The following is a 16,632-nucleotide window of genomic DNA, read 5'->3' on the forward strand; positions in this document are numbered from 1 at the left end:
GACCGGCTGTATTGCCTGCCCGGCCCGGAACGAAGTCGATGGGTTCGGCGGTCCGGACGATTCCCCAGCCCCAGGTTTCGCTGGGTTCGGTCTGGTGCGCGGGTGTGGTCGGGTGGTCGGGGGTGGCGTGCTCGGGGTCGGTCGGGTGGTCGGGGGTGGCGGGGTGTTCGGGGTCGGTCCGAGAGCCGGAATCGGAGCCGGGGCGGTCGGCGGGGGATTCGGGGAGTTTCGACCCGGGAGCGCCGAGATTCTCTTCCGATGGGGTGCGGGGGCTCCAGAGGCCGGGTAGGACGGTGCAGGCGGCGGCCGCGCAGAGCAGGTATGCGGGGACGGCCAAGGCGACGAATTTCTGGGTATCGCGTAGCAGCCCGGCTCCCGGAACCTCTACTACCAGCCATTCCATCGCCGCGAGACCGGGTGGGGTCGCGGCGAGGGCGGGCAGTACGACCGCTGCCGCGGCCAGACCCAGGAGGGTTCGCCGCACTCGGGTGCGTTCCGCATCGTCGTCGGCGGCCGCCACTCGGCGCGCTCCCAGTAAAACGATCACCAGCAGCAGCACGGTCGCGAGGGCGGCGACGGGGCCGGTGCGGGAGCCGGGAACGGCGTCGGCGTTCCAGATACCCCCGAGTCCGGCGAGGCTGCCCACGGTGGCCAGTCCGGGTTCGGCGCGGGCGGCGAACGCCGCGACACCGGCGGGGTCGGAGGGTTCGGCAGCGACACCGGATACCGCGGTCGCGGTGAGCCACGGCGCGCAGGTCAGCAATGCGACCAGCAGGACACCGGCGAATCTGCGGCGGCCCGCCACGGCGAGGGCGGTGACCCCGGCCAGCAGTGAACCGGTGGGGGTGAGCCCGGCGGCGGCCAGGCATCCGGCGAGGGTCGCCCAATCGGCGGTCGAACCCCGGGCCGCGGTGCGCAGCCGGGTGGCCGCGAGCACGGTCCAGGGCAGGGCCGCGTAACCGGTGAGCAGGCTCCAATGGCCCTGGAGCAGGCGTTCGGCGATGTAGGGGTTCCACAGCGCGAGCGTGACCGCCACCAGCTGGGCGGCGAGGGGGGCGCGCAGCAGGTCGCGGGTCAGTACCGCGGCGCCGTAGCCGGCGGCCCAGAGCGCGGCCACCAGGATGGCCTTCACCAGCAGGCCGCCGTCGACGACGGTCGAAAGCGCGGCCAGCAGCCCATCCTGTGGAACCGCGCGCGGGGCCGCGTCGCCCAGACCCAGAGCGGCGTCGGTCGGATAGGACCGCGGCGTGCTGACGGCATCCCGGATCAGCAGATACCCGGGCCGCAGCAGCGGCCCCGTCATCAGCAGGGTGAGCAGGAGGCTGTATCCGGCCGGGAGCCACCGGGCCCACCGGCCTGTCCGTCGTTCGCCCACGGCCAGTCACCCTACGTTCGCGAGCCCCGGCGGGGCGGACCGGTATCGGAACGGCACCGGGTGCGACACTTGCCGACGTGCTGTTCGTTCGCCGTCTCCCCGCCGTGGCGGACATGACCCTGGTGACCGCGGGGGCGATGACCGCGAATATCGCGGGGTATCTGCTGCAACTGCTGGCCGGGCGGTGGCTCGGCGTGGAGGGCTACAGCGAATTCGCCAGCCTGCTCGCCGTGCAGCTGCTGTGCGCCGTTCCGGCGCTGGCCCTGCAGAACGTGGTGGCCCGCGAGCTCGTGCACGGCGCCGATGTCACGGCCCTGCGCAATCTGCGATGGCGGTGCGCGCTGCTGGTGGCGGCCGCGATGGTGGTGCTGGTCCCGGTGGTGAGTGCGCTGCTCGAGGTCGGTGTGGTGGCCGCCGCGGCCGCGCTCGGATCCGCACCCGCGCTGGTGCTGGTGGCCGGGGAACAGGGCGTATTGCAGGGACGCAAGCAGTTCCGGGGACTCGCGCTGGTACTCGGGGTCACCGGGATCGCGAAGGTACTGCCCGCGCTGGTGGTCCTGGCGGCCGGTGGCGGTGCGAGCGCGGCCCTGTGGGCGGCCGCTGCCGGGATCGCCGGGGCGGCGTTCTACGCGCGGGCCGTTGCCGGTAACCCGGCGCACGCGGCGGTTACCGCGACCGGATCGGGCGCCGTGCGTGCCCCGGGAGCCGGTGCGGAACCCGCGACGGCGCCGGACGCCGCGACCGAACCGGACGTACCCGAGCCCGTAACCGGCCCGGACCCCCGGAACCGTCCTACGCCTACGCCCGGCTCGCCGGCCGGGCTCGATTCGGAGACCGATCGCGAGCCCGCCGTCGACACCGCGGGTTTCGGGGGCGTGGCCGCGGTGCTGCGCGCCGCCCAGGTGCAGGCGGCCTTGATGGCGCTGTCCTCCGCCGACCTGATCGTGGTCCGGATGGTGCTGGACGAACCGGATGCCAGCCGCTACGCGCTCGGCACCATCGCCGCCAAGATCGCGTTCTGGCTGCCGCAGGCGGTCGGGGTGGTGCTGTATCCACGGATGGCGCAACCGGCGTCGTCGGGGTCGGCGGCCCGCTCGGCGCTGGCCGTACTGTCCGGGATCGGGCTGGTCGCGGTGCTCGGTGCCGCGCTGGCCGCCCCGCTGGCCCCGCTGTTCGCGGGTAGCGACTACGCCCCGGTCGAGGGTCTGCTGTGGTTGTTCGCGCTGCACGGCGCGGTACTGGCGGTGCTGCAGGGCGCGCTGCTCTCGGCGATCGCGGCGAACCGGACCGCGCTGGCGGGCCTGGCGTGGGCGGGGCTCGCCATCGAGGTGGTTCTCATGCTGACGCTGGCGAATTCGGTGACCGGTCTCATCGTGACCGCGGCCGCGGTGGCGGGTACGACCACCGCCGTGATCGCGGCGCTGGTCATCCGTTCGGCGACGCGCCGTCCGGCGGTGGCTTCGGCCTGACCGGCGGCAACGCCGCCAGACCCACCGCGATCACCGCGATCAGCGCCGGCACCTGCACCCACAGTGAATCGCCCATGTACCCGCCGGGCATCCGCCACGGGCCGGTCGACAGCGCCGCCGCCGAGAACGCGGTGCCGAATCCGGCGACCGCGGTCAGCGCGCGCGCCGGGATCCGCGGCACGAACCGCAGCGCGGCCACTCCCGCGACCGTCAGCGCCGCCCCGGCCGGTCCGGCGATGAGTGTCGCCGCGGCCAATACACCGAGCGCGCCCACTGTGCGCGGCGGCCGCAGTGCCCGGACCGCGGCCGGTATCGCGACTCGCGCTCCGCGCGGAACCGCCAGCAGGAAGAGCGGGATGAGCAGTAATAGTCCGCCGAATATCGCGACCCGGTACCAGGTGTCGATCGGGAACGAGATCGTCACCGGCCCGGTGGTCCCGGCCGGGAGCAGCCAGCCCTGCTGCCATCCGCCGACCACCACGGGGTCGAGTTCCCGGCCGTCCTCGGTATGCGCCGACCAGCCGATATTCGTGCTCAGCGGTACGACGAGCAACCGCTCGCCGGTATCGGGTGCCGGGGGTGGCGGTGCGGTGTTCACCAGCTGGAGCCGGTCCACGAAGAACAGCTCGGTCGGGGCCACCAGCACGTCGACTTCGCCGGCAGGCAGCGAAATCGGCTGACCGAGCGGCACTTCGGTACCGGGGGCGACCGCGTCGGGGCAGATCTGGGCGGGAACCGGTGCACCGGAGCGTAGTTCGCCGGCGGTCGCGGTGATACTGGTGCGCACCAGCCGCCCGCCGACCGCGACGGTCGGCCCGGTATCGCAACCGACGGTCACCGGGCGGTCGTCCGGCGCCGGTGCCGGATACTGCGGACCCAGTACGTTCACTTCCGCCAGTCCCGGAGGCTGGGCCTGGTGGTAGCCCAGAGCGGTGCGGTCCAGAACCGTCTCCCAGCTCCGGATGCTGAGTTCGATCCGGTCGGTCACCGCCGGTTCCAGCTCGAGTCGCGAGACCTCGTCGGGCTCTTCGATCTCCCGGATCTGCGGTCCGTTCCCGAGATTGACCGCGACCGAGGTCGCGGCCGCGGGCAGTCCGCCCAGCGAGGGGGCCAGCTCCAGGCCGGACACCAGGGTGGGTTCGGGGAGTTCGATGGTCAGAGTGGGCTTCGGGCCCATCCTGTCGCGTACCGAATCCTCGGGTGCGGTCCAGCTGGTTCGTGGGTCGCCGTCGGTGGCGGCGAACGCGGAACCGCGCAGATCGCCGACATCGGATTCGCCGCGCGCCACCGGGCGGGCCGGATCGGTGAGCAGAGCCTCCAGCGCCGGGCCCTGCCGGGGCCGGACGGTGAGCCGGGGATCGACCGTGACCGGCGCGGGGACCTGCAGCGTCCGGCCGAAGGCGCCCATCTCCTCGGGCGCGAGCGCCAGCCCCTTCCCGCAACGCACGCGGTCCGGTGCGTCGAAACACGCGCTGCGCCCGGGGAATTCCTGCCCGAGGTCCCAGCCGTTCACCGCGGCGCCCACGGGGGCCGGCGGCAGTACGGTGCGATGGCGGATATCGATCGGGACCGGGAAGTCCCGCTGGCTGTAGTCGTCGATACCCAGTTCGCTGATTCCGAATTGCCCGCCGGTACTACCGCGTTCGGTGCGGATCGCGGTGATCTTGACCCAATCGGTGGAACCCACCGGCAGCGCGACCGAAACCGGTTCGCCGGGTTTGCCGATCCGCGCCGATACGCTGCCGTTGTTGGTCCGCACCTCGACCCATTTCACCGGGTCGCCGATGGCGGCCGGGGTGGTGGTGAAGCGCAGCAGCCCGGAGCTGAACGGTTTGTCCAGGTCCATCCGCAACCACTGGCCCAGCGCGTATTCGCCGGCATTGCTGATCCAGGCGGTCGCGGGATCCCCGTCGACCACGGCCGCGGTGGAATTACCCGGCGCGGCGCCGCCGATCTGGGTCGCGTCGGCCGCGGAGCCGGAGGCCGTCAGGGTCGCGCCGGTCCAACCGCCCTGCACGAGTTCGGCGCCGGGGACGTCGTAGTCGGGCACCAGATTGTGGGTGCGGCGGGCGTCGCCGGGGGCACGCAGTGCCGAACTGTGGCTGTCGACCTTGCCGAAATCGGTTTCCCGGTTCATCGGGGTATCGGTGAGGGTCACCGGTCCCACCGGCAGTCCCGCCGCGGCCGCGTCGGCGGCCAGCAGGGTCGGCGAGGCCGCGGTCCCCGGGTCGCGGAACCGGCGTTCGATCACCTCCGGGCCGCCCTGCACGACGGGCACCGCCGACAACGGCACCGTGTACGCGCCCGGGAAATCCGCGGGCGCGCCCGTACCGCCGCGAACCTCGGCCGGCGTACCCGGTGGCGGTGTCTCGACCCGGTAGATCTCGATCGCCGGATAGTCGGGGCGCAGATCCGCGTCGGCGACGAAATCGTCGCGGTCCGGGTCGTGTTCGACGGGTTTGCCGAATTCGGCGACCTTGCGCAGCCCCGGCGATCCCTCCACGGCGCTGTGCGCCAGCATCGGCCGGGTCGATCGGGAGGTGTCGGGGTCCAGATCGTTGCGCAGTACCAGGACGCCGATGCCCTGGTCGCGCAGCGCGGGCGCGAGCCCGTCCGAGGGCCGCCCGTCGGCGATGAGGCGCTGAATCGAGTCCATGGCGCGGATGGCGCCGGGTGGATTCAGCGGGACCGCGTCGCGCACCGCCCACGGGGTGCGCGCCAGTGCCTGCAGCGGTTCGTCGCGGGTCAGGCCCCACACCTGACTGCCGAACGGCGCACCGGGCATGATCAGCGCGCGGGTGTCGGCGGCATTGTCGTGCAACCAGTCCGCGGTCTCCTGCCAGTAGGCGGGGACCTGGTCGTAGGCGCCGCGCGGGGCGAGCTTTCCGGTCCAGGCCAGCGAAGTGGACAGCGCCAGGGCCGCGAGGATCAGCATCGCTACCGCCACCCGGCGATCCCGGTGCGGGTGGGCGAAGGCGGTGCGCCACGCGGCGAACCGGGCCGAGGCGGGCAGCGGCACCTTGGCCAGGAGCTGGGCCAGGCCCAGGATCAGCGGTAACCGGATCAACGGTTCCAATTTGTGGACATTGCGCAGCGGCGCGCCGCCGGAGTCGAGGAAGGTCCGGATCGATTCGGCGAAGGGGCCGCCCAGCTGCCCGGCGTATCCGGCGCAGATCCCGGTGAGCCCGACCAGCAGGATCAGCACCAGCCGTCCGCGCGCGGGCATCGACCGCAGGGCCAGCCCGGCCATCCCGGCGGCGGCGATGAGGCCGGTGGCCAGGACCGCGGCCGGCTGGGTCACCAGGACCGCGCCCGCGATCCGTTCCGGCGAGACGAACGGCGTCCAGCTGTTGGTGCCGCGCAGCACCTCGCCGAGCGACGCCCACTGGGTGGTGACGCCGGATGATTCGATGTAGTCGAGGAACGGCGGGCTGACCCGGCCCAGCAGCAGCAGCGGCACCGCCCACCAGGCCACCGCCAGTACCAGCAGCGGTACCCAGGCGAGGGTGAAACGCCACCAGGCGCGATTCGGGCGACAGCAGGCCCACCACAGCAGGGCGGGTAGGAACGCGGCGACCGTCGCCACCGCGTTCACCGCGCCCATCAGTGCCAGCGCGGCGGCGCTGCCCGCCGGTGACCGGATCCCGCCGCGCCGGTGCCGGTGGTAGGCGGTACCCAGCGCGGCCGGGGCCAGCAGTACCCAGGGCGCGAGCATCATGGGCAGCGTCTCCGAGGAGATCGAGCCCACGGTCGTCAGCACCCGCGGCGACAGGGCGTAGGCGAGGGCCGCGACGATCCGCGACCCGCTGCTGCCGATGCCCAGCGTCTCGCAGAGTTTGATCACGCCCCAGAAGCCGGCGAGCAGCAGCAGCGCCCACCAGACCCGCTGGGTCACCCAGGCGGGTAGCTGCAGGAAATCGCCGAGCGCGAAGAAGGCGCCGTGCGGGAAGAAATAGCCGTAGGCCTGGTTCTGCACCTGGCCCATCGGGGCCTGACTGCTCCACAGGTGGGCGGCCCGGGCCAGGAAACCCAGCGGGTTCTCCGCGAGGTCGTATTTGGTGTCGGCGACGGTGAGCCCGGGAGCCTGCAGGAAGGTGAGCAGGAAGGCGGCGATCGCCGAGCCGAACAACCAGCGGCGGCCCAGCCCGTCTGCGGGTTTCTCATCCGGTTCCGGGGCCGCGGGATCGGATCTTGCGGGCACCGGGGGTCAGGCGTTCGCCGTCCCCGCCGCGACCGGCGGGCGGGGACGTGCGGAGTTCGGTGTGGGTCTCAGCGCTGGCCGTATTCGACGCTGTTCAGCAGTGAGCTGTCCGCGTTACCGCTGCGGTCCACTTCGGGGCGGGTGTTCTGCTGCAGCGCGGCGGTGATGGCGAACACCGCGATCGCGCCCAGCAGGGCGCCGCCCACCGCACTGGCAATACCGGGGACAGCAAACTTCATCGCAGCACTCCAAACTCGACGCTGGCAGATATCTGGGTCAACCTAGCAGGCTCGGGCGGGTCCGGGAACGTACCGTCCGGCGTTTCAGCCTAGAGGGTGGGACGGGAGGGGGTGTGTGCCCGGGTGCGGAGCGCGCCGATGGTCCCGGTCTCCGGACCGCCGCGGTCAGCCGGTTGTGGCCGGGATCGCGCAGTTCAGCGCACCGAGCAGGGTGCCCAGTTTGACGGTCGTCTCGTCGAGTTCGGCCTGCGGCCGCGATCCCGCGACGATCCCGCCGCCCGCCCAGGCTCGCAGGGAAAGGCCATCCGCGGCCAGTTCCGCGCTGCGTACGGCCACCGCCCAGGAACCGTCGCCGTGCTCATCGCACCAGCCCACCGCGCCACCGTAGAAACCGCGGTCCTCCTCGAACTCGGCGATGTACTCGAGCGCGGCCGCGGTGGGGGTGCCGCAGACCGCCGGTGTGGGATGCAGCAGCAGGGCCAGTTCGAGGGCGTTGGGCGCCGGTTCCCGCAGTACGCCGTGGATCGGGGTCCCCAGATGCCACACCTCGCGGGTACCGACCAGTCGGGGGCTCTCCGGCAGCGACAGCCCGGTGCAGACCGGGGACAGCCGGTCGGCGATCCAGTCGACCACGAAGGCATGTTCGGCCCGCTCCTTGGCACTGTCGGCCAGCCGGTGGGCCTGCGCGCTGTCCGCTTCGGGATTCGGGTGCCGCGGTGCGGTCCCGGCCAGCGGATACGCGCTGACCAGCGACCCCTGCCGCCGGACCAGCAGCTCCGGGCTGGCGCCGAACAGGGTCGCCCCGGGGCGCCCCGCGGGCGTGAGGTCCGCGGTGAAAACGGCCGCCTCCGGATGCCGGGTCAGCAGATAGGCGGCCGCGACCTCGGCCTCCAGTACCGCGTCGGCCCCCACCAGCACCGAACGCGCCGCCACCACCTTGCGCAGGGGAGTGCCCGGATCGGTGAGCACATCGACCAGCGCGGCCACCCGGGCGCGATGCTGCGCCGGGTCCGGTTCCTGGCGCACCACCCGCAGCCGGGGCAACTCCGGCAGCGCGGCCGGCCGCCACGGTCCGGCGGTCTGGGTCAGATCCACCGGTTCGACCAGGGCGGCCGGAGCGCGCGGGTCGAAGGGCAGCGCGCCCGCGACAGCGGCCGCCCGGCCCGCGCGCAACGCATCGGCCGCGCTCCAGGGATCGCGGTGTACCTCCCGGACCCCGCTCGCTCGCACCGCGCCGGCGGGATCGGTCAGCAGGAATTCGGTCACGATCCCGCTCCACCGCCGCCGACCGGGATCCGGCCGTCAGGGCGCGGTCTGCTGATCACGCCCGTCCTCGCGGGTGGCGGCGGCCTGCTGTACCGGGGGCACCAGGAACACCGGCCGATGGCAGTGTTTGAGAACCGCGTCGGCCACGCTGCTGTGCACCAGTGCCCGCAGACCGGTGGCGCCGCGGGTTCCGGCCACGATGATGTCCACATCGAGCTCGTCGGCGACCTCGACGACGGCGTGCCAGACGCTGCCCGCGAACTCCTGGGTCCGCGCCTCGGCGTTCATACCGGCCAGCCCGGCCAGGTGCACGCCTTCGCTGTTGATCTCGCGCGCGGTGGTGTACGCGATGTCCTCGAGTTCCTCGTCGGGCACCCATTCCGGCTGCACCATCCCGGTGATCCCGGAGATCCGCGCGGCCTGGCGCACCATCGGCTCCCAGGCCGTGAGCACGACGGCGCGGTCGGCGGTGAGGAAACGGCCCGCGTATTCGATGGCGCGTTTGGCGTGTTCGGAACCGTCGTAGGCGATGAGCATCAGATCGCAGGGCATGGCGACCTCCGAGGCGGTGTCCTGACGGAATGGGTCCTTATCGATGGTCCGATCGGATGTTTCCAGATTACCTCCGCGTGGTTGCCGAGCCGAGCTTTCGTGGCCGGGGCGCGCGGGCTACCGTGCAACGATGCGGAAGATGCCGTACGTCCTGCTCGCGGTGCTCGCGATCATCCTCACCGCCTGTTCCGGCGGTGACAGCGGAGGTTCCGGAACCACCACCCAGGGCGCGCGCAGTCCCGAGGGCGCGCCCGGCGCCGCCCCCGGCCCCACCACCGGGGCCGAACGCGACTGCGACGCCGATTACCTGAACCAGTTCACCACCCGGGAGAAACTCGGGCAGTTGCTCACCGTCGGGGTCACCGGCACCGAAGACGCGCTGAGCGTGGTCCGCGACCATCAGGTCGGCGGGATCTTCGTCGGCAGCTGGACCGATCTGTCGATGCTCTCCGACGGCGGCCTCCAGCAGGTCGCGGGCGCGGCGAAGGTGCCGCTCATGGTCACCACCGATGAAGAGGGCGGCCGGGTCTCGCGGCTGGGCAGCCTCATCGGTACCGCGCCCTCGGCCCGGGTCACCGCCCAGACCATGACGCCCGACGAGTACTACACCGCCACCCTGGACCGGGCGCGGGCCATGAAGGATCTGGGCATCACCGTCGATTTCGCCCCCGATATCGATGTCAGTTCCCAGCCCGACGATTCGGTGATCGGCGACCGCTCCTATTCCGACGATCCGGCCGTGGTCACCGAATACGCCGACGCCTACATCCGGGCGATGAACGAGGTCGGCCTGGGCACCGTGCTCAAGCATTTCCCGGGCCACGGCCAGAGCACCGGCGACTCCCATACCGGCGCGGTGCAGGTACCGCCGCTGGCCGAGCTGAGCGAGCGCGATCTGGTGCCTTTCCGGGAGCTGATCGATACCGGCGCGGCGGTGATGGTCGGGCATCTCGACGTCCCCGGCCTGACCACCCAGGACGTGCCCGCCAGCATCAGCCCCGAGGTCATGAATCTGCTGCGGGAAGGGACCGGGTACGGAGCCGCGCCGTTCGACGGCGTGATCTTCACCGACGACCTCAGCGGTATGGCCGCCATCACCGACCGGATGTCCATCGAGCAGGCGGTGGAGGCCACGCTGGTGGCCGGTGCCGACAACGCGCTGTGGATCAGCACCGACGCGGTGGGTAGCGTTCTCGATCAACTGGAGGACGCGGTCGCGACCGGGCGCCTGCCGATGGAGCGGGTGGACGCCTCGGTCCTGCGGATGGCCGATTACAAGCGCGTATCGCGTTCCTGCTGAGCTGTGCGACCACGGACCGGCCGGGTTACGCCCGGCCGGTCCGTCGTCTGCGGCGGGTTTCGCCGGGACTGCGCCCGGAGGCCGGTGGCGTGTGCGCGACAGCGCCGGTGGTTCCGGTCCTGCGGAACTTACTTAGGAGTAATATGAAGGGTTCACTGCGGTAGGAGAAACGTGATGGCGGGCGGTACGAAGAGACTTCCGAGGGCGGTGCGTGAGCAGCAGATGCTCGACGCCGCGGTCGAGGTCTTCTCGCGCAAGGGCTTCCACGAGACCTCCATGGACGCCATCGCCGCGGAGGCCGAGATCTCCAAGCCGATGCTGTATTTGTACTACGGCTCCAAGGACGAGCTCTTCCGCGCCTGTATCCAGCGGGAGGGGCTGCGGTTCCTGGAGTCGGTCGCTCCCGCCGGAAACCCGCTGCTGAGCCCGCACGAGCAATTGCGCACCGCGCTCGAGGGGTTTCTCGGATTCGTCGACACCCACCGCAACTCCTGGCAGGTGCTCTACCGGCAGGCGCTCGGTCAGCAGGCCTTCGCCTCCGAAATCGAGAATGCCCGCCAGCGCGTGATCGAACTGACCGCCAAACTGCTGGAATCCAGCGCCAAACACGCCGACCCCGGTACCAACTTCGATATCGTCGCCGTCGCGGTGATCGGCGCGGGGGAGGCGATCGCCGATACCGTGGCCAGCGGCACGATCGAGGTGGCCGAAGCGGTGGATCTGCTGGACGCCCTGGCCTGGCGCGGTCTATCCGGCCGGAAACCCGATTCCGGCGACCGCGCCGAATAAGTCCCGATCGTCCGAATCCGCCCGCATACCAGGCCCTTCCCGGCTTGCCGCCGGCCCCGCCGCTCCGTATTTTCTTGCGGCAGTGGATGTCGTGGAGGACGGCATCCGATCGGGAGGGCAGTGTGTTCGGAATGTTGCGGCCGTGCCGGCACGGCGCCGCGCGATACGGAATCGATCCGGAACTGTGGCAGGCGCATATGTGCGGACTCTGCCTGGGATTGCGCGACGGGCAGGGGCAGTACGCGCGGGCGGCCACCAATACCGACGCGGTGGTGCTGTCCGTCCTCACCGAAGCCCAGGCCGGCGCACCCGCCGCCCGGCGGACCGCCGGACCCTGTCCGCTGCGCGGTATGCGCACGGCCCGGGTACCGATCGCGACCTCGGCGCCGGTCCGGCTGGCGGCCACCGCATCGCTGCTGCTCGGGGCGGCCAAGGTCGGCGACCATGTCGACGACGGCGACACCCGTGCGGTGCTGCACCGCCCCATGCGCCGGGTCGCGGCGGGCTGGTCGGCCGGGGCGCATGCCCGCGCGGCCGAGGTCGGGATGGATATCGCGCCCTTGGTCGCGGCGATCGAGGCGCAGGCCGCGACCGAACGCCGGATCGCCGCCTCCGGGCCGTGCGATGCGGACGCCCTCGACGATCTGACGGTCGCCAGCCGCCGCTGCGCCGCCGAATTCTTCGCCCATACCGCCGTCCTCGCCGGATGCCCCGACAACGCCGATCCGCTGCGCGCGGCGGGTGCGGAATTCGGCCGGATCGCGCATCTGGCCGACGCGCTCACCGATCTCGAGGCCGATACGGCCGCCGGCCGGTTCAATCCGCTGGCCGCCACCGGTACCGCGCCGGCCGAGGCCTATGAGCTGGTACGGGAATCGGATCGGTCACTGCGCCGGTCGCTGCGGGGCGCGGGACTCGCGCGCGTACCCGCCCTGCGCTGGGCTCTGCTGGATCCGCTCGCCACCGCCGTGCGCCGCCTCGGCGATATCACCGGGATCGCGCCGGCCGCCGCGGCTCACGGGTCACCGGCGCATCGCGACGCGTACGCCATCGGGGAACAGGCCCCGCCGCGCCGCCCCGGCGTGGGGGAATCCATCCAGCTGATCCTCACGCAGTACTGCACCGGGTACGCCTGCTGCGCCGACCACACCAGACCGTGTAGCGGTGACCGGCAGGAATCCTGGGTGAGCCGGGGTTGCGGTTGTGACCAGTGCAGCGGCTGCTGCGACTGCGCGAGTTGCTGTTCGGACTGCAGTTGCGGCTGCGGCGACGGCTGCTGCTGTGAGTGCTGCGACTGCTCCTGCTGAGCGGGGAGCCGGTCAGTCGCGTGGCGTTCGCGAACGGTCGCGGCGCCGGGCCCACTGCCGGGATGGTTCCTCGACCAGCGCGTGGCTCGCGGCGGCTATCGGCAGGGTGAAGGCGACGGTCAATGCCAGTACCACCAGGAAATCGCCGTGGAAGGGCAGAATCCCGAACACCGGGAAGATCACCGACAGCACCGCCAGATGCCAGATGAAGATCCCGTAGGACCAGCGCCCCACGGTCGCGGCCGGAGCCGAGGTCAGCCAGCGGTGGGATCTGCCCGGTGCGCCCAGCACCAGCGGTGCGAGCAGTGCGAATCCGATCAGCGCCCCCAGGCCCATCTTCGCCGCGTACTGCCACGGTTGGGCACGGGTCAGCCCCGCGACACCGCCGAGATCGGTCGCGGAGACCAGAAAGGCCACGACCGCCACCGTCCACATCAGCGGCTGATTCCCGAGAATCCGGCGCCACCGCGCCCGGCGCTCGTCGCAGAGCAGTTCCGCCAGCAGCATGCCGCCGGCGAACCACGGCAGATAGGCGGGCAGCCAGTTGTCGGCGTGGATGGCGTCCGGGGTCGGCACCGGGATGAAGTTCCAGCTCAGGAAGACCAGCCCGAAAACGATCAGCACGGGCACCCTCGCCGATGCCCGCCGCCCGCGCAGCCCGGACAGCATCCAGGCCAGCAGGGGCAGCACCAGATAGAAAGCCACCTCGACAGACAGACTCCACATCTGAGTGAGACCGTCGGTGAGCGTGAGCGGGATGAAGACCTGCAGCAGGAACAGGTTGGAGAACCACACCTGCACCCCGGCGGTATCCGCGGCCGCGGGCACCAGCAGCAGTACCGCGCACACCACCACCCAATAAGCCGGCATGATGCGCGCGACGCGGTGCCGCAGGTAGTAGCCGAGCGCGGGCGGTTCGCCGAGGCCGTGCGCGGCCAGCGCGTGCGGCCGCCACAGCAGGAAACCCGACAGCGCGAAGAACACCGCGACCGCCATATCGAAGCGTTCCAGCAGCCTGCCCAGGACCGGGATCCCGTTGGCGCCGGTCTGGAACGCGACGTGGGTGAGGACCACTCCGAGCGCCGCCAGACCGCGCATCCCCTCCAGCGCCGGGAGGAAAGCCCGGTTGGCGCCCGCGGACGCGGGGATCGCGGGCTCGGCACGACGCGGTTCGAGCGCGGCGGTCGCGGACGGTGGGTGCGGGCCGGGCCGGGGCCCGGGGCCGGTGGCCGGGGTGGTGGTCATCGGGTCCCAGTCTGCCGCGCCGGTTCGCGGAAGGGGAAGCCGGTATTTCACAATGCGGGGTACACTCCCCCCGATTCCGGTCCGATTCCGGCCTCGCCAACTCCCGGGTAACACTCGGGCTGTTAGTGTCAGGGCTCACGAGTGCCGCGGCCTTCCGCTGTACCCGCGGAACGACCTGTGTTCTACGACGAGGAGACTTTGCATGGCACTGAGTGCCGGAACCAGAAGGACGGTTGCCTGCGTGCTCGTGGGTCTCGGCGCGTTGCTGATCGTTGCCGCGCTGATGATCCCTACCTACACGGTGGGCAAAATGGCCAAAACTCCTCTCGACCTGGAGATCACCACGGTCGCGGTCAATCAGCCGGATCAGCCCAGCGAGGTCCTCGACTCCTCGTCGCTGACGGCGGAGGGCCGTTCCGCGGAGGTCAACAAGAACGTTCCGCTGGTCTCGCAGCGTTTTCTCACCGTCGAGGACCCCTCGAACGCCGACGAGATGACGGTCCAGGGCGGTAACACCCTGCGCCGGATCGACAAATCGGGCGATACCGGTGTGCTGACCGCCTACGTGGACCGGGTCACCATCGAACGCAAGACCGGTGAGCCGGTGGCCACCGACCCCAACGGCTCGGTCGCGATGACCACCAACGCCAAGGGTGAGAGCATCGCCGATCCGGTGAACCGGACCGGCCTGCAGTACCGCTTCCCGATCGGTACCGAGAAGAAGACCTACCCGTACTTCGACGTGCTCGCCCGGACCACCACCGATATGGAGTTCCTGGAAGAGACCGAGATCAACGGCACCAAGGTCTACCACTTCCGCCAGGAGGTCCCGGTGACCAAACTGGCCGACAAGTACAAGGCGCCGACCAACCAGCTCAGCCTGCCCGCCGCCAAATGGGGCGTCGAGGGCGGCGAGGAGCCGGTCACCATGTACCGCTTCTACGGCAACACCCGCGACGTCTGGGTCGAGCCCGAGACCGGCACCATCGTCAAGGGTGGTGAGCAGCTGAACATCTTCTACGGCCGCACCGCCGACAAGCCCGAGGTGACCGCCCTCAAGGCGCATATGGTCTTCGATACCGACACGGTCGAATCGCAGCTCGCGATCGCCAAGGACAATATCGATCAGCTGTCGCTGTTCGGCCGCATCCTGCCGATCGTCTTCGGCATCGTCGGCGCCATCGCCCTGATCGCCGGTATCGTCCTCGGCGTCACCGGCGGTCGCTCCGGTAACCCGGCCCGGCCGACCGGCCCCGCGGGCAACCGCCCCGGCGGTTCGAACCGGACCCCCGCCGCCACCGCGACGGACGCGCCGACCACCACGATCCCGCGCGGTGACGACGCTCCGACGGAGCAGATCAAGCTCCCGAAGAACCTCTGACCGAATAGCTACGACGAAGGCCCCCGGATTCCGATCCGGGGGCCTTCGTCGTATGTCGCCTCGCCGCTTACCCTTCGGAGCCCGGCCCGCGATCGAAGAGCCGGGATCGCGCCATCTCGGTCGCATCGCGTTCCAGGGCCATCCACAGCGCGGTGATGTCGTCTACTAGCCGGTCGCGGGTGACAGGCAGGGCCCCGTCGGCCCAGGACAGGATCGTCTGAGCGGTGCCGCCGATGACGAAGGCGGGCGCCGTGGATGCCAGGGAGTCCTGTTCGAGCGATAGATCGTGGGTGGTTCGGGCGTGCGCGATGAGCGCGGCGGTCAATCCGGCGATCACAGCGGTGCGCTTGTCGTGCGCCACCGGAGTGGTGGGAACGCTGCCGAGTAGTACCAGCGCCTTACGAGGATCGTCGCCGAGCACATCGACGACGGCGGCGATCGCGCCCCGGGCCTGGTCCCGGACCGGCCGGTCCAGGAGCGGGAGGTAGCCGGCCACGGCGGCCTTCGACACCTCGTCTGCGATCGATTCGATCACCGCTGCGGCGAGGGCGTCGACATCGTCGAAGCTTTCGTAGAAGTAGCGCTTGTTGAGTCCGGCCGACCGGCACAGCGCCTCCACTGTCGCCGTGCGCCAGCGGTTCTCGGCCATCTCGGTGAGCGCGGCATCGAGCAGGGAGGCTCGCCGGCGCAAGGTCCGGGTGAGGGCGGAATCCCCTGCGTATTTGCGTTCGGCGCTCGACACGCGGTCATCCTCCCACTTCCGATCGTGGACCGTTGACAGACCTTCCGGGTATCTGGCACAGTTCTGTACCAAATAAACTGGTACGAGAACGTACCAGAATTGAGGAGGGTTGATGACGTCACATCTGGAGGAGCGGAAGTCGGCGCCGCACGCGATGTGCGAGGAGTTGCGAGACCTGGCCGCGCGACATCCGGTGTCGGCCCGTGCGCGAACGTGGGATTACCTCGCGGACCTCGGGGCCCGCGCGGATCACACCGGCTTGGCGCAGATATTCGCGGCGGGGACCGCGCCCGACGGGCCGGATGGGAAGATGGAGGGCCTGATCGTCGGCAAACTGTTCGGGATCCCCGAAGCGCGGCTCGCCAACCCGCTGATGCGTATCGACCCGACCTGGCGGGGCAAGACCTTCGACGCCGCGGGCGGAGTCGGCTGGAACAGGCTGTCCCCGGTAGCCCGCTTCGTGATGCCGGTTATCACCGTCGGCTATTTCGGCCTGCGTCGCGCCGGCGGCGAGATGGAGGGTTTCGACTTCGTGCACGCCCTCGCGCCGAGCTGGATCGAGCCGGGCAAAACCGTGCGCGCCCTGGACTATGCGGTGCCCGAATACCGCAATCCGACCATCCGGACCTTTCCGATCGGGCGGACCCGCGACGAGATCGTGGAAGTGGTTCCCGGCGTCTACCTCGGCCGGGCACTGCTCCGGATGAACGACGACGCGATCAGGCTCATCGCCTACTTCGCTCTCCGCGAGCCGATCGGTAGCCCG

12 protein-coding genes and 1 pseudogene are annotated in these 16,632 nt (G+C 70.9%); 6 read left to right on the top strand and 7 right to left on the bottom strand.

What is annotated here, in order from left to right:
- A pseudogene (locus ACWDU1_RS15440) lies at positions 1–1,303 on the bottom strand (hypothetical protein); the annotation flags it as partial.
- Positions 1,304–1,452: 149 nt separating this feature from the next.
- On the opposite strand from ACWDU1_RS15440, the gene ACWDU1_RS15445 reads away from it, so the two are divergent.
- The gene (locus ACWDU1_RS15445; protein WP_449999004.1) at positions 1,453–2,844 is read left to right on the top strand and encodes a polysaccharide biosynthesis protein; all 1,392 of its coding nucleotides are present in this window, start codon (positions 1,453–1,455) and stop codon (positions 2,842–2,844) included.
- Here the strand turns inward: ACWDU1_RS15445 and ACWDU1_RS15450 are convergent.
- The 4 genes from ACWDU1_RS15450 to ACWDU1_RS15465 all read right to left on the bottom strand — a co-directional run bounded on the left by ACWDU1_RS15450 (position 2,801) and on the right by ACWDU1_RS15465 (position 9,102).
- Positions 2,801–7,045 (bottom strand): alpha-(1->3)-arabinofuranosyltransferase, encoded by a 4,245-nt coding sequence (locus ACWDU1_RS15450; RefSeq protein ID WP_449999005.1) that lies wholly within the window; start codon positions 7,043–7,045, stop codon positions 2,801–2,803. The two genes, ACWDU1_RS15445 and ACWDU1_RS15450, sit on opposite strands and share 44 nt — an antisense overlap.
- A gap of 68 nt (positions 7,046–7,113) precedes the next feature.
- Positions 7,114–7,284: a DUF2613 domain-containing protein gene (locus tag ACWDU1_RS15455; RefSeq protein ID WP_357428559.1), complete on the bottom strand. Its 171-nt coding sequence runs from the start codon at positions 7,282–7,284 to the stop codon at positions 7,114–7,116.
- Positions 7,285–7,449: 165 nt separating this feature from the next.
- Positions 7,450–8,550 (bottom strand): isochorismate synthase, encoded by a 1,101-nt coding sequence (locus tag ACWDU1_RS15460; RefSeq protein ID WP_449999007.1) that lies wholly within the window; start codon positions 8,548–8,550, stop codon positions 7,450–7,452.
- A 36-nt stretch (positions 8,551–8,586) separates the two neighbouring features.
- Positions 8,587–9,102 (bottom strand): universal stress protein, encoded by a 516-nt coding sequence (locus tag ACWDU1_RS15465; protein WP_449999009.1) that lies wholly within the window; start codon positions 9,100–9,102, stop codon positions 8,587–8,589.
- 130 nt (positions 9,103–9,232) lie between these two features.
- Between ACWDU1_RS15465 and ACWDU1_RS15470 the strand changes: the two genes are divergently transcribed.
- The 3 genes from ACWDU1_RS15470 to ACWDU1_RS15480 all read left to right on the top strand — a co-directional run bounded on the left by ACWDU1_RS15470 (position 9,233) and on the right by ACWDU1_RS15480 (position 12,498).
- Complete coding sequence (locus tag ACWDU1_RS15470) at positions 9,233–10,402, top strand: glycoside hydrolase family 3 N-terminal domain-containing protein (protein ID WP_449999011.1); 1,170 nt, start codon at positions 9,233–9,235, stop codon at positions 10,400–10,402.
- Between the two features lie 174 nt (positions 10,403–10,576).
- Positions 10,577–11,191, top strand: a complete 615-nt coding sequence (locus ACWDU1_RS15475; RefSeq protein ID WP_449999012.1) for a TetR/AcrR family transcriptional regulator — start codon at positions 10,577–10,579, stop codon at positions 11,189–11,191.
- Between the two features lie 131 nt (positions 11,192–11,322).
- On the top strand, positions 11,323–12,498 hold the full coding sequence (locus ACWDU1_RS15480; RefSeq protein WP_449999019.1) for a DUF5685 family protein: 1,176 nt from the start codon (positions 11,323–11,325) through the stop codon (positions 12,496–12,498).
- 12 nt (positions 12,499–12,510) lie between these two features.
- On the opposite strand, the gene ACWDU1_RS15485 is transcribed toward ACWDU1_RS15480, so the two are convergent.
- On the bottom strand, positions 12,511–13,596 hold the full coding sequence (locus tag ACWDU1_RS15485) for an acyltransferase family protein (RefSeq protein ID WP_449999020.1): 1,086 nt from the start codon (positions 13,594–13,596) through the stop codon (positions 12,511–12,513).
- 349 nt (positions 13,597–13,945) lie between these two features.
- Between ACWDU1_RS15485 and ACWDU1_RS15490 the strand changes: the two genes are divergently transcribed.
- Complete coding sequence (locus ACWDU1_RS15490) at positions 13,946–15,124, top strand: DUF3068 domain-containing protein (protein WP_449999014.1); 1,179 nt, start codon at positions 13,946–13,948, stop codon at positions 15,122–15,124.
- A gap of 67 nt (positions 15,125–15,191) precedes the next feature.
- On the opposite strand, the gene ACWDU1_RS15495 is transcribed toward ACWDU1_RS15490, so the two are convergent.
- Complete coding sequence (locus ACWDU1_RS15495) at positions 15,192–15,866, bottom strand: TetR/AcrR family transcriptional regulator (RefSeq protein WP_449999016.1); 675 nt, start codon at positions 15,864–15,866, stop codon at positions 15,192–15,194.
- 112 nt (positions 15,867–15,978) lie between these two features.
- Here ACWDU1_RS15495 and ACWDU1_RS15500 point away from each other — a divergent pair.
- The coding region (locus ACWDU1_RS15500; RefSeq protein WP_449999017.1) for a hypothetical protein at positions 15,979–16,632 on the top strand (654 nt) is incomplete at its 3' end.

This window comes from Nocardia sp. NPDC003345 (genome assembly GCF_053589395.1).